Source organism: Nocardia sp. NPDC006044 (genome assembly GCF_042871115.1).
Taxonomy (GTDB): domain Bacteria; phylum Actinomycetota; class Actinomycetes; order Mycobacteriales; family Mycobacteriaceae; genus Nocardia.
The window spans coordinates 1,845,730-1,858,993 of record NZ_JBIAID010000001.1; the positions used below are offsets into that span (position 1 = coordinate 1,845,730).

Annotated in this window: 12 protein-coding genes; 7 read left to right on the forward strand and 5 right to left on the reverse strand. The window is 67.8% G+C overall.

Translation table 11 applies throughout. From position 1 onward, the window contains the following. Window positions 1–165: 165 nt before the first annotated feature. Both ACFYO1_RS08770 and ACFYO1_RS08775 read right to left on the reverse strand, forming a co-directional pair. Complete coding sequence (locus tag ACFYO1_RS08770; RefSeq protein ID WP_387228534.1) at window positions 166–699, reverse strand: hypothetical protein; 534 nt, start codon at window positions 697–699, stop codon at window positions 166–168. A 280-nt stretch (window positions 700–979) separates the two neighbouring features. Next, a complete protein-coding gene (locus tag ACFYO1_RS08775; protein WP_387228537.1) occupies window positions 980–1,912 on the reverse strand; it encodes a neutral zinc metallopeptidase in 933 nt (310 codons plus the stop codon). 389 nt (window positions 1,913–2,301) lie between these two features. Here ACFYO1_RS08775 and ACFYO1_RS08780 point away from each other — a divergent pair, with 389 nt between their 5' ends. The 3 genes from ACFYO1_RS08780 (at window position 2,302) to ACFYO1_RS08790 (ending at window position 5,702) form a co-directional block, all read left to right on the forward strand. After that, window positions 2,302–2,622 (forward strand): hypothetical protein, encoded by a 321-nt coding sequence (locus ACFYO1_RS08780; RefSeq protein ID WP_387228539.1) that lies wholly within the window; start codon window positions 2,302–2,304, stop codon window positions 2,620–2,622. 239 nt (window positions 2,623–2,861) lie between these two features. Next, window positions 2,862–4,658: an aspartate--tRNA ligase gene (gene aspS, locus ACFYO1_RS08785; RefSeq protein WP_387228541.1), complete on the forward strand. Its 1,797-nt coding sequence runs from the start codon at window positions 2,862–2,864 to the stop codon at window positions 4,656–4,658. A gap of 75 nt (window positions 4,659–4,733) precedes the next feature. After that, window positions 4,734–5,702, forward strand: a complete 969-nt coding sequence (locus tag ACFYO1_RS08790; RefSeq protein ID WP_387228542.1) for a DUF389 domain-containing protein — start codon at window positions 4,734–4,736, stop codon at window positions 5,700–5,702. Window positions 5,703–5,708: 6 nt separating this feature from the next. On the opposite strand, the gene ACFYO1_RS08795 is transcribed toward ACFYO1_RS08790, so the two are convergent. Next, window positions 5,709–6,428: a hypothetical protein gene (locus ACFYO1_RS08795; RefSeq protein ID WP_387228544.1), complete on the reverse strand. Its 720-nt coding sequence runs from the start codon at window positions 6,426–6,428 to the stop codon at window positions 5,709–5,711. Between the two features lie 250 nt (window positions 6,429–6,678). Between ACFYO1_RS08795 and ACFYO1_RS08800 the strand changes: the two genes are divergently transcribed. Together ACFYO1_RS08800 and ACFYO1_RS08805 are read left to right on the forward strand one after the other, a co-directional pair. After that, entirely contained in the window at window positions 6,679–6,858 is a 180-nt protein-coding gene (locus tag ACFYO1_RS08800) for a hypothetical protein (RefSeq protein ID WP_387228546.1), read from the forward strand. 583 nt (window positions 6,859–7,441) lie between these two features. After that, on the forward strand, window positions 7,442–8,611 hold the full coding sequence (locus tag ACFYO1_RS08805) for a phosphotransferase family protein (RefSeq protein ID WP_150406144.1): 1,170 nt from the start codon (window positions 7,442–7,444) through the stop codon (window positions 8,609–8,611). A 356-nt stretch (window positions 8,612–8,967) separates the two neighbouring features. On the opposite strand, the gene ACFYO1_RS08810 is transcribed toward ACFYO1_RS08805, so the two are convergent. Together ACFYO1_RS08810 and ACFYO1_RS08815 are read right to left on the reverse strand one after the other, a co-directional pair. Beyond that, window positions 8,968–9,207, reverse strand: coding sequence for a hypothetical protein (locus ACFYO1_RS08810; protein ID WP_387228550.1), 240 nt, complete (start codon window positions 9,205–9,207; stop codon window positions 8,968–8,970). A 178-nt stretch (window positions 9,208–9,385) separates the two neighbouring features. Next, window positions 9,386–11,050 (reverse strand): alkaline phosphatase D family protein, encoded by a 1,665-nt coding sequence (locus tag ACFYO1_RS08815; RefSeq protein ID WP_387228552.1) that lies wholly within the window; start codon window positions 11,048–11,050, stop codon window positions 9,386–9,388. A gap of 483 nt (window positions 11,051–11,533) precedes the next feature. Here ACFYO1_RS08815 and ACFYO1_RS08820 point away from each other — a divergent pair, with 483 nt between their 5' ends. Beyond that, the gene (locus tag ACFYO1_RS08820; RefSeq protein WP_387228554.1) at window positions 11,534–12,880 is read left to right on the forward strand and encodes a replication-associated recombination protein A; all 1,347 of its coding nucleotides are present in this window, start codon (window positions 11,534–11,536) and stop codon (window positions 12,878–12,880) included. 47 nt (window positions 12,881–12,927) lie between these two features. Continuing rightward, window positions 12,928–13,161: a GNAT family N-acetyltransferase gene (locus tag ACFYO1_RS08825; RefSeq protein ID WP_387228557.1), complete on the forward strand. Its 234-nt coding sequence runs from the start codon at window positions 12,928–12,930 to the stop codon at window positions 13,159–13,161. Window positions 13,162–13,264 lie beyond the last annotated feature (103 nt).

Here is a 13,264-nt window from a genome sequence, read left to right on the forward strand (position 1 = left end):
GGTGCGAGGCGTCGGAAGCAGCGGTGGGCGCTGCCTACAGCTGCGCTCTTTTGGCATTTGCACGCGTGTTGGGGAGGTGGGGTGTGCATCGAGTCGAGTCATATGGTCGCTTGTTGATCTTTGGTAGCCGCCTTTTGACTCGGCTCGATGCTTCGTGCGTGGGGGTTAGAGGTCTTGGATGAAGGCGTCTAGGAGTTTGCGGTAGAGGTCGGTGAAGCGTTTGCGGGCGGCCAGTTGGTCGGGGGCCAGGCCGTCGGTGGATTCGGGGGCGTAGACGACCAGATGGGCGTCCTCTTCGGCGGATTGGGGCATGAGGTCGATGATCTGGCTGCCCTGGTCGGTGATGGTGGGCATGCCGAAGTCGACGGTGGCCAGGGCCCTGGTTTCGGTCAGGGCGGCGGCCAGGACCTCGGGCGGGATGCGGCCGTTGATCCGTTTCGGCAGGTTCTCCGGATTCCGTTCCGCGGCAACCGCATCGGGAAGCTTCACCGCATGGCCGTCACCGGACACCTCCAGCTGCGGACGCAGATCCACCCGGGTCTGCCAGCCGTTCGGAATGGTGGTCAGCGTCAGCAACGCCATGGGCGAGGAGACCGGCCCGTGCGCGGCCGGCTGATCGGCCGGGTCGGCAATCGCGGGGCCCGCGCCGACCGCGACCGTCAAAATAGCAACCAGCAGTGCTACTTTCGTTCCTCGCATCAATCCACTCTCCTGCAATCCGTGCCCACTGCGGCACCAGCGATTCGCCGAATCTCATGGCAGCGCGCCGAACCCGGAATCGGTTCGGCGCGCGGTCAGGTCGATTATGGCGCGGTTTGGGGTGGGCCCCCGAGGGGGGGACCCCAACCCCCGCGTGGATTACGGGGGGGGCGGGGGGGGCCCCCCCCCCCCCCCCCCCCCCCCCCCCCCCCCCCCGCTCTTCGATCCGGCGGGGGGCGGCTGGAGCACCCGATCGATCAGCTCAGTGCGGCAACGAGTTTCAGCGCTGCAGGGCCGGTGGAGCGTCCAGGTTCTGGGCCGAGTAGGTATCGCAGGCCTTCACCTGGCCGGACTGATAACCCGTGAGGAACCACTTCTGTCGCTGGTCGGAGGAGCCGTGGGTCCAGGCTTCCGGATTGACCCGGCCCTGCGACGCCTTCTGGATGCGGTCGTCCCCGACGGCGGAGGCGGCGGACAGGGCGTCGCGGATGTCGTTCTCGGACAACGGCTTCAGAAACGGCGCGCCGCCGCCGGGTGAGGGCGTCTTGTCCGCGAAGTGGGCCCAGAGGCCGGCGTAGCAGTCGGCTTGCAGTTCGGTGCGCACGGCGCCGGACTCGGGACCGCGCGGATCGCGCTGGGCGCGGCCGAGGTCGCCGAGCTGATTCTGGATGTGGTGGCCGATTTCGTGCGCCACGACGTATTCCTGGGCGAGCGGCCCGCCGCTGGCCCCGAAGCGGTCGACCAGCTCCTGAAAGAAGCTGACATCGAAGTAGGCGCTCTGGTCGGCCGGGCAGTAGAACGGGCCGACGGCACTGGTGGCATTGCCGCATCCGGTGCCGATCGCGCCGGAGAAGGGGCGGACCTTCGGCTCTACGTAGCGCTTGCCGGTCTGTTTGGGCAGTTCGGTGGACCACACCGCGTCCAGGCTCTGGATGGTGAGCGCGACTCGGCAGTCGACGTATTTGTTGGCACTCGCGCCGTCGGTGCAGTGCTTCGGCAAAGTGCCGGGCTCCTGCGCTGTTTGGGCATCCTCGGTGCCGGTGAGCTCGCCGATCAGCGATCCCGGATCGCCGCCGAGCAGCAGGGCCAGGACCAGAATGATGAGTCCGCCCGCGCCGCCACCCAGCGCGATCTTGCCGCCTCTGCCCGGGCCACCGCCACCACCCCAGGAAACCCGGTCCGGGTCGATCTGCATACCCTCGTTGAAGGTCATCGTCGTCGCTCTCTGTGTTGTCGCCTGCACGGGCGCCGCGTGGTCTAAAGCTTGACACAGGCAGGGCGATGTCGGTTTCCGCCCGGCGGACGTGTTTCGCTACGACCTGGGGGATGCCACGTTCGCGGCGATTCAACCGTGGGGCGGGGCAACGAGTCCCGCGCTGGAACGGGCGACGGGTGGACGCCAGCGGACACGTTGTAAAGATGCGTCTCGGATGTTGTCAGATAAATGGCAGATAAAACAGTTTGCCGAAGTGCCGGGATTGGTCGTCGAGGCTTGTGCCCGGTTGGCGCGCTCGCTAGAGTTCTTTGCCGAGGGAGTTAATTATCTGACGGGGGCGAAAATTTGCGCCATCCGAAGAATGTGAATTGGGGAGGTGCATCCAGATGACCTTCAACCCTGGTGTTGAAATACCGCCCTGCTCTGTCGGTGTCGCAGGCTGGTCCTGTACTCCCACGCCCATCGACGGCGAGAAGATGGGCGAGACGTGGTGCCGCCACGACACGGGCGAATGCTATGGCCGGCCATGCTGCAGCATCCCGCAGCCCATTGCCTATGCCTCTATGTCCACGTCGCTACAACCCGATAATGTGTCCACCTTTGCGCTGGTGGGAATCTTGCTGATATTCCTCGTGCGCCGTGCGGTCTGGAAATTGTGGAACTTCGCAGGCGGCCCCGGTACGTTCAATCGCCGCAAGTCGGCCTGACCCGGATATCGAATGATCCGCTCGGTGCGCAATTGCGCACCGAGTAAATGTTGGCAACCTGCGCATTCCGGCGCGGAGGAATTGCCGCTGCGGTGCGTCGCGCCGAGCCGCTGGCCCCGGCCCGCCGCGGCGGAGTGAACAGCGCGGATATCGGTTTTCGGCTGAGCGGCCGGGCTGGCTACGATGACAACCGCACCTGGTCATATCGTGCCGGTGCCGGAGTCGTCGAAAGGAACCTTGTGCTGCGCACCCACTTGGCTGGTTCGCTGCGAAGCGAGCATGCCGGTCAGACCGTGACCCTCACCGGATGGGTGGCCAGGCGGCGTGACCACGGTGGCGTGATCTTCATCGATCTGCGCGACGCGTCGGGAGTGTCGCAGGCGGTGTTCCGGGAGGGCGAGCCGGCCGAGCAGGCGCACCGGTTGCGCGCGGAGTACTGCGTGCGGGTGACCGGCGTGGTGGAGCTGCGTCCGGACGGCAACGAGAACCCGGATCTGCCGACGGGCACCATCGAGGTGAACGTCACCGAGCTCGAGGTGCTGAACGAGAGCGCGCCGCTGCCGTTCCAGCTGGACGAGCAGCCCGGCGAAGAGGCCCGGTTGAAGTACCGCTACCTGGACCTGCGCCGCGAAGGCCCGGCGCACGCGATTCGGTTGCGGTCGAAGGCGAACGCGGCGGCCCGCGCGGTGCTGGCGAACCACGAGTTCGTCGAGGTGGAGACGCCGACGCTGACCCGTTCGACCCCGGAGGGCGCCCGCGACTTCCTGGTACCCGCCCGCCTGCAGCCCGGCAGCTTCTACGCGCTGCCGCAGAGCCCGCAGCTGTTCAAGCAGCTGCTGATGGTCGGCGGCATCGAGCGCTACTACCAGATCGCGCGCTGCTACCGCGACGAGGACTTCCGTGCCGACCGCCAGCCGGAATTCACTCAGCTCGACATCGAGATGAGCTTCGTCCGCCAGGACGATGTGATCCTGCTCGCGGAGCAGATCCTGACCGGGCTGTGGAAGCTGATCGGCTACGACATCCCGACCCCGATTCCGCACATGACCTACGCGGAAGCCATGCGCCGCTTCGGTTCCGACAAGCCGGACCTGCGCTTCGGCGTCGAGATCACCGAGTGCGCGGAGTACTTCAAGGACACCCCGTTCCGGGTGTTCCAGGCCGAGTACGTCGGCGCGGTCGTCATGCCGGGTGGCGCGAGCCAGCCGCGGCGGCAGCTCGACGCCTGGCAGGAGTGGGCCAAGCAGCGCGGCGCCAAGGGTCTGGCGTATGTGCTGATCCAAGAGGACGGCACGCTGGGCGGCCCGGTCGCCAAGAACCTGAGCGACGCCGAGCGCGACGGGCTGGCCAAGCACGTCGGCGCGGAACCGGGCGACTGCGTGTTTTTCGCGGCCGGTCCGGCGAAGGCGCAGCGCGGGCTGCTCGGGGCCGCGCGTGCCGAGATCGCCCGCAAGGTCGGCCTGATCGACGAGAACGCGTGGTCGTTCGTGTGGATCGTGGACGCGCCGATGTTCGAGCCCGCCGCCGAGGCGACCGCGAGTGGCGATGTGGCGCTTGGGCATTCGGCGTGGACCGCGGTGCATCACGCGTTCACCTCGCCGAAGCCGGAGTCGGTCGACACGTTCGACACCGATCCGGGTTCCGCGCTCGCCTACGCCTACGACATCGTCTGCAACGGCAACGAGATCGGCGGCGGCAGCATCCGTATCCACCGCCGCGATGTGCAGGAACGCGTCTTCAAGGTGATGGGGATCAGCAACGAGGAGGCGCAGGAGAAGTTCGGATTCCTGTTGGACGCCTTCGCGTTCGGCGCGCCGCCGCACGGCGGCATCGCGTTCGGCTGGGACCGGATCGTCGCGCTGCTGGCCGGACTGGACTCGATTCGCGAGGTGATCGCGTTCCCCAAGACCGGCGGCGGCGTCGACCCGCTGACCGACGCGCCCGCGCCGATCACCGAGCAGCAGCGCAAGGAAGCGGGCCTGTACCCGAAGCCGGCGTCGAAGGACGACAAGGGCGAGGCGAAGCCGGCCGAATAGCCGGACCAACGGTACCTTTCGGACAGTTCCGATCCGTCGACCCGTGCCGGGCGGCACTGACCACGAGGGGATCCGTTGCTGCATCTGCGCATGATCAGCCCGCCGGACACGACCGGCGCGGTGCTGGCCGTGCTCGCCGCGAACCCAGGGGCCACCCATGTGACCCTGGCTCGCGGCGTCGCGCTGGCGCCCGCCGGCGATCTGATCCAGGCCGATGTCGCGCGCGAGGCGGCCAACGAGGTGCTCGAGCAGTTGACCGCGCTCGGCATCTGCAAGACCGGCGGCATCACGCTCGGTCCGGTCGAGACGGTGCTGTCCGAGGCGGGGGACCGGGCGGTCGAGGCGGCGCCCGGCGATCCCACCGACGCCGTGGTGTGGGACGAACTGCTCGCGCAGGTGCACGAGGAGTCGACGCTCAATTCGACGTTCCTGGCGTTCCTCGCGATCGCGTGTCTCCTGGCCGCGATCGGTGTTGCCACCGATTCGCCGGTAACCATCGTCGGCGCGATGGTGGTCGGTCCGGAGTTCGGTCCGCTGGCGGCGTTCGCGGTCGGGTTGGTGCGCCGCGACTTTCGGCTCGCGCGGCGGTCGGCGATCGCGCTGGCGGTGGGGTTTCCGGTGGCCATGCTGATCACGCTGGCCGCGACGCTGGTGTGGGAGCAGTTGGGCTGGATCACGCTGAACGGCGTGGAGAGTGTCAAGAATGTCGACTTCATCTATGAGGTCGGGCCGTTCTCGCTGGTCGTCGCGCTGCTGGCGGGCGCGGCGGGCATGCTCTCGCTGGTCACCGCGAAGTCGGCGGCGCTGATCGGGGTGTTCATCTCGGTGACGACCGTGCCCGCGGCCGGATTCGCCGTTGTCGCGGCCACTGTGGGGCAATGGCATATCGCGTTCATGTCCGTGGGACAGCTCGCGGTGAACCTGGCCGGGATCGTCGCGGCCGGGGTGATCGTGCTCGAACTCCGGCCTCGCGCGGGCAGCGAGGCCGGGCCGGTGGCGCGGTTCAAGCGATGGATCGGAATGCGTTCGCTCGCAGACGAATAGGACGCATCAGATCGGCGAGACGGGTCCTCCGGTCAGGGTGCGATAGGCGTAGGTGACGGCCATGACCGCGACCGGTCCGGCGACCAGCAGGCCGAGTCCGCACAGGAGAGCTCCGACAAAAGTGACGAAAAGGACAGAGAGCGCGAGCAACAGGACCGACCACACATTGGTGATCACCAGGGTCGCGCTGGATTTGAGCGCCTCGAACGGACCCTCGTTCTGATCGACCACGAAGTGCAGCGAGAACATGCACAGCACGCCGATGACCAGTCCGGGCAGGATGCAGACCGCCGACCCGAGGAAGGTCAGGGCGAACGCCAGCAGGGCGGTGATCAGCACATTGCCCGCGTTCACGAAACGGAAGTACGAGCCGAAATGCGGTTTGCTGCCGTCGGTTTCGTACAGCGCGCCGCGGACCATCGCGGCCTGTAGCAGCCAGACGGCGGCCAGTACGGCGAGGAAGATCAGCAGCAGCGGGAGCATGGTCGTCGGGTCGGTGATTTGCACGACGAGGACGAAACCGAGGTAGATGACCAGGCCGGCGGCGATCACGCCCATCCATGGTCCGGGGTTGCGGCGAAACTTCTCCCAGCCGTAGCTGAGCGCTTGACCGACATCGAGGGTGCCGGGGGCGGTGGCGGCTTGCTGGTAGCCGTAGGTCGGTTGCCAGTCGGTGTTCTGCGGTGGGGGCATCGAGCCTTGCTGGGGAACCGAACCGTACGGCATGTTTCCTTGTGGGGGCATTGATCCCGGTGTTTCCGGACCTGTACCCGGCGGACCGTAACTGGGGGGAGTCGAGTATCCGGGCTGGGCGGCATATCCAGGCTGTGGCGGGGTGCCTGACTGTGGTGAGTAACCTGGCGCGGGCGCGGTGCCCGGTTGCGGTGGGTATTCGGGTTGTGGTGCGGTGCCGGGCTGTGGCGAGTATCCGGGTTGGGGTGCGGAGCCTGACTGTGGCGAGTATCCGGGTGGGGGTGTGGCGCCTGGTTGTGGTGAGTATCCGGGCGCGGTGCCGGGCTGGGGCGAGTATCCGGGTTGGGGTGCGCTGCCGGGCTGGGGCGAGTATCCCGGCTGCGGCGCGCTCCTGGGCTGCGGTGAATCGCCGGGGTGGGTCGACGAACTGGACTGGGCCGACGAGCCTGGCTGTGATGTGTAGCCGGGCTGTGCGGCCGCACTGGGTTGCGACGGGTAATCAGACGGTCCCGCGGAACCGGGCTGCGGTGAATTAGCGGGCTGTACCGGAGAACCGGGCTGTGGCGCATGACCCGACTGCGTCGCGGCACCCGATCGGGCCGATTGCTGCGAGGGTGCCACCGGCGGCGGAGGCTCGACCGGTTCGTTGCCGAACTGTCCCGCGCCCGGACCTTCCGACTGCGAGGATCCGCCCGGACCGGCCGTCTCCTGGCGGCCCTCCCCGGTGCTCTGGTCCGAGGGTTGCGCGGCGTGACTCTCGTGCGGGCCCGGCCGCGCCGCGCGGCGTTGGTCGTCTCCGCGATCGGGAGCGTCGCCAGCTGATTCGTGGGGCGGGGGAGGCGGTGTGCCGGTCATGCCATAGACCTTTCCACTCAACTGGTTTGCGGTGTGGCGCAGAGCAGTTGACGATGAGAAAACCTGACGGGTGCAATCGTGTCAAGCAACAGCCGTCCGTCCCGTAACCTCGAGGGAGACACGCCGAACGACGCGGAAAGGTTGTGTATCCGCTCGCTAGAAGTGACCTGATGCGAGTAACTTGAAGGGCGATGACCGCACTATTGGCCGAACGCGCCGCCGAAGTCGTGTCCGCAGCGCAACAGTTGCTCACAAAGCGAATGGGTGCTCCGGTAAAGCTGAGCGATCCGATCGAACTCAGCGGTAGTGGTAGAACGACGGTTCTCCGTGTGCGTGTAGCGGAAAACGCCTTCTCGTTGCCGCGGACCTTGATCGTGAAACAAGTTCGCGGACACTCACATGACCGCACCACGGGCGGTCTCGCACCCGGAGTCGCCAGCATCGACTCCGCGTTCCTTCGTGAAGCGGTGTCGTATCAGTTCACCACCGCGTTGAGCCGCGAACAGCGGCCCGGTGCGTATCTGATCGCCCACAGCCTGCCCGAGCGTCTGCTGATCCTCAGCGACCTCGGCGAAAACTCGCTGCTCACCCAGATGTTGCAGTCCGGGGCCGAGCCGGCCACCCGCAACGGGATGATGGCGTTCGCCCAGGCGCTGGGCCGGATGCATGCCGCGACCGTCGGCCGCGAGGCGGATTTCGTTGCGCTGCTGCGTCGCGTCGATGTGGTGCATCGGGTGGACGGCATCGCTCAGCAGGCCGAATCGGCGATCGCCGAGGTTCCCGGACTGTTGCAGCGCGAGCTCGGCATCGAGGTGCCCGGCGAGATCGCCGAGCGCATCGTGCGTGGTAACCGGTTGTTCTCTGCCGGACGGTTCCGGGCGTTCAGCCCGTCGGATCTGTGCCCCGACAACGTCATTCTCAACGAGGAGGGCGCGCGGTTCCTCGACTACGAGTGGGGCGGGTTCCGCGACGCCACCCTGGACATCGCATACGCGCTGGTGTCGTTCCCCGGATGCCTGTGCGACTTCGAGCTGTCCCGGGAACGGGCCAGGCAGATGGTTGAGGCGTGGCGCTCCGAGGTCGTGGGCGTGTGGCCGGCGCTGGCCGATGACGAGGTGATGTCCGAGCGGATTCTCGAGGCTCGGCTGATCTGGGTCTGGTTGTCCACCTACTGGTTCCTGCCCGCGGATCACGCGCGCATCGCCGCGGCGCGGGAGCACGGATTGTCCGTGCCGCGGTCGGAGGCGCTGATCAATCGGTGGGCGGCGTTGGCCGAGGATGCTCGGTGCACCGGGGACGACATCGTCGGGGACTTCGCCGAGGATGTGTCGGCGATGCTGGAAGAGCGCTGGTCGGAATAGAATTCGCCGGGGGCGGAATTCGTTCTCTCGATGTTTTCTGAAAGTTTTTGTCTGCTGCTGTGTTCGTGGTGGGCGGAAAATGCAGCTGCGGGTTTTCAGGTGGGCTGAAGGTATTTCAGTTCGGCTGGTGGCGGGCGCTGCTGGTTTTGCCTTCAACTAGCTTGCCGCCGCACATCTTTTGATTCCTCGCACACCGGCTTGCCGCGCTGACACGCGTGCGTATGTCAGACGGTGTGCGGATGCGCCGGAAAATCAACGGGACCCTGTAATCGGGGGCAGTGGTCGGCGTTGGTCGCCAGTACGCTGGAGGGTTCAGACCACGGGGCTGGAGAGGGGTGGTCACGATGAGTGTTGTGCTACCGGTAATCATCGCGGTCGTTGTCGTCGCTGCGGTGCTGGCGGCGTTCGTCATCCATCGGCGGACGCTGCGTAAGGACGTCGACCGTATGACCCGCGCTCGGCAGTCCGGCGGCGTGCTGACCGCGCAGATCAGCAGTCCACGAAGCCGCAAGAAGCGCCGCGCGAGCGGAAACGGCGGCTGGGCACTGGGCGGCATCGGGATAATCGGCGGCGGTGGCGATGGCGGCCACGGTCATGGAGGTCATGGTCACGGCTGCGGGGGTGGCGGCTGTGGTGGTGGGGGTGGTTGTGGGGGTGGGGGTGGTGGCTGCGGGGGCGGGTCGTAGCGAACGTCTCGTCGGTTGACGGGAGCTGGGTGAGGCTCGAAGCGCTCGGCTCTCGTGAACGGGTGCCGGGCCGCCCGTACCCCGCCCGTCAGCTCACCGGTGCCGGGCGCGGTTCGAGGCGGCCGCCGGAGCGGACGGCGAGTGACGTGGCGTGGCGGACAGCGGAATTCGGGTCGGTGACGTCGATCAGGTAGAACCAGTCCATTTGGGTTTGCTCGGGGGTGACCTCGAGTACGCCGTAGCCGTGTGAATCGAGTTCGACGTAGCGGAAGTGCCGGTTGACGCCCTTGATCGACTCCGCGATCGGCGCCGAGTTCACCTTCAGCAGGTCGCCGATGCTGGTCGAGGTGATTGACGGGACGACGAACTCGGCGCCCGCGGTGACGCCGGCCGGGTAGTCGGCGGCGTCGACGGGCAGGTCGGCGGCCCACGAGGAGTGGATGTCGCCGGTCAGGAACACCACGTCGGAGATCTGCTGCTCGGTGATCGCGCGGAACAGGCGCTGCCGGTCGGCGGTGTAGCCGTCCCACTGATCGCCGTTGACCGTGAGACCGGACTGCGGGACGCCGAGGGCGGTGGTGATCGCCGCGGTGGTGGCCGGTTCGAGCGGCGGGAAGACCAGGGGCGCGATCATCACCGAGTTGCCGACCAGTTTCCAGCGCACCGGAGCGGACGCCAATCCTGCGGTGAGCCAATCCATTTGAGCCTTGCCGGTGATGGTGCGCGCCGGATTGTCCGCCTCGCGCCAGCCCGCGCCCGGCTTCGCCTCCTGGTCGCGGTAGCTGCGCAGATCCAGCATGGACAGCTCGGCGAGGGTGCCGAAGCGGAGCCGGCGATAGATCTGCACATCCGCGCCGGATCCCTTCGCGCGCACCGGCATCCACTCCAGGTACGCCTGCGCGGACGCGGACCGGCGGTCCTGCCAGTCGCCCTCGGTGCCCGGGTCGTGATTGTTCGCGCCGCCGGACCAGGAGTTGTCGGCGGATTCGTGGTCGTCCCAGGTACAGATGAACGGTTGCCGGGCGTGCAGATTCAGCAGATCCGGGTCAGTCTTGTACTGCGCGTGGCGGATTCGGTAGTCGGCCAGGCTGACCGTCTCGTTCGCCGGCTCGTGCGGACGGACCGTGCCGTTGCGCCCGCCGTACTTCCCGCGGCCGTACTCGTAGATGTAGTCGCCGAGGTGCACGATGGCGTCGAGATCGGTGCGCGCCGCCAGATGACGGTAGGCGCCGAAGTAGCCGGCCTCCCAGTTCGCGCAGGACACGATGCCGAACCGGAGGCGCTCCGGTGCATCGGAGATCGCCGGTGCGGTCCGGGTCCGGGCAATCGCGGACGTCTCGCCGAGTGCCGTGAACCGATAGAAGTAGACCGTGCCCGGCGCGAGCCCGCTTACATCGACCTTCACGGTGTGATCGGAAGCCGCTGTCGCCGTGAGGTTCCCGGTGGCCGCAACCGAACCGAACCCCTCGTCCTGAGCGACTTCCCAACGCACACTTACCGGTTCGCCGATCCCCGACCCCGGAGTCGCGTCCTCCGACACCGTGACCCGAGTCCACAGGATCACCCCGTCCGGCAGCGGGTCCCCCGACGCGACCCCATGCCGGAACACCGCACCCGCCGCCCGTGCAGGACCCGCGGTCAACAAGGCAGTCGCTGTCGCCACCGCCCCACCCTTCAACAGTGTCCGCCGCGCAAAGGGTCCGACCGGAGAATCTGAAACGACCACGTTTTCAGCCACAACTCCTGATCCCATCCGATCCGCCCGCCCCGCGCAAATCGGCTCGCCGCACACCCGGCCAACCGGCCAGATAACCCCGTGCCCTTCGCGGCAATTTCATGATCACCGGGAACTGGTGCCAGTGGCCTCCCGGCCGACGCCTGCATCAGTTCCCGGTGATCATGGTCGCCCCGGCCCCGCGTGCCCCCGGACCCGCGTACCCCCACCCCGCGTGCCCCCGGGACTCGCGTGCCCCCGGGACCCGCGTGCCCCCGGACAGGTGCGCCCCCAGACCTGTGTGCCCCCGACCCGTGTGCACCCCGGACCCGCGTGCCTCCCGATCCGCGTGCCCTCCGACCCGCGTCCCCCCCCCGATTTGGTGGTTGCGGTGCGCGGGTGGCGTGGGAGATGGGTGCCGGCCGGGGGTGGTGGATTGGCTGGCCGTGGCCGTGGCGACCGGGATGGGGCGGGGGTGTGGGGCGTCGGGGTTGTCGGTGGGGCTCGGTAACGTTGGCGGGTGTGAGCGATGGCTTGTTCGATGTGCCCGGAGACTCGGTGCCTGCGGAGCACAGCATCGATACCGTGGTGCGCCGGGATGCGGGGGCGCCGCTGGCGGTGCGGATGCGGCCTGCCTCGTTGGATGAGGTGGTGGGGCAGCAGCATTTGCTCGGGGCGGGGGCGCCGTTGCGGCGGTTGGTCGAGGGGGCGGGGGCGGCGTCGGTGTTGCTGTACGGGCCGCCGGGGACGGGGAAGACGACGCTTGCCTCGTTGATCTCACATTCGACGGGGCGGCGGTTCGAGGCGCTGTCGGCGTTGTCGGCGGGGGTCAAAGAGGTGCGCGCGGTCATCGATGTCGCGCGGCGCAGGTTGTCGGCCGGTGAGCAGACGGTGTTGTTCATCGATGAGGTGCACCGGTTTTCCAAGACGCAGCAGGACGCGTTGCTCGCCGCGGTGGAGAACCGGATCGTGCTGCTGGTCGGGGCGACCACCGAGAATCCGTCGTTTTCCGTGGTGTCGCCGCTGCTGTCGCGGTCGCTGGTGCTGCAACTGCAATCGCTGACCGAGGACGACATCCGTCAGGTGCTGTTGCGCGCGATCCACGACAAGCGGGGATTGGACGACCAGTACACGGTGTCGGACGAGGCGCTGGATCACATCATCCGGATCGCGGGTGGTGACGCTCGGCGCGCGCTCACCGCGTTGGAGGCGTCGGCGGAATCGTCGCTCGACGGAACGGTCGGCGTCGAACTCGTCGAGGCCAGCGTGGACAAGGCCGCGGTCCGCTACGACCGGGCCGGCGATCAGCACTACGACGTGATCAGCGCGTTCATCAAATCCATCCGCGGCTCCGACGTGGACGCCGCGCTGCACTACCTGGCCAGGATGCTCACCGCGGGCGAGGACCCGCGGTTCATCGCCCGCAGACTGATGATCCACGCGAGCGAGGACATCGGCATGGCTGACCCGATGGCGCTGCAAACCGCCACCGCCGCCGCGCAGGTGGTCCAGCTGGTCGGACTCCCGGAGGCCCGTCTCGCGTTGGCGCAGGCCACCATTCACCTCGCGAGCGCCCCGAAATCGGGTGCCGTGATCGCCGCCCTCGGTGCCGCCATGGCCGATGTCGCGGCCGGTAAGGCGGGCTCGGTACCACCCCATCTGCGCGACGGCCACTACGCGGGCGCGGCGAAGCTCGGCAACGCCCAGGGCTACAAGTACCCCCACGACAACAGGGACGGCGTCCTCGCCCAGCAATACCCGCCGGATGAACTGGTCGGCGTGAACTACTACCAGCCGACCGACCACGGCAACGAACGCGAGGTCGGCCCGCGGGTCGACAAACTGCGCCGGATCATCCGCGGCAAGTAACTCGGCTCCGACCCGTTGACTGGCCGCCGCAGACGCACAGCCCGCGGGTGCCGCCGGAGGCCATTGGCACGGGCGTCGGCACCGCACTGTTCCGGCACGCGCTCGACACCGCTCGCCGAGCTGGCTTCGAGCGGCTGGTCATCGAGGCGGATCCGAACGCCGAGCCGTTCTATCGCGCGGTGGGCGCGAGCGGAATCGGCACGGTCGAGTCCGGGTCGATTCCCGGGCCCGACCTGCCGTTGATGGAGGTGAGCACGGCCCTCGCCCGCCCGACCGGGTAGTTCGTCGCCGGACGCCGGACCACCTGGACAATCGATCGACTGGGCGCGGCATCCGCCCGTGTCCCACACCACCCGACTCGATGAAAAACCGTGTGCACCGCAC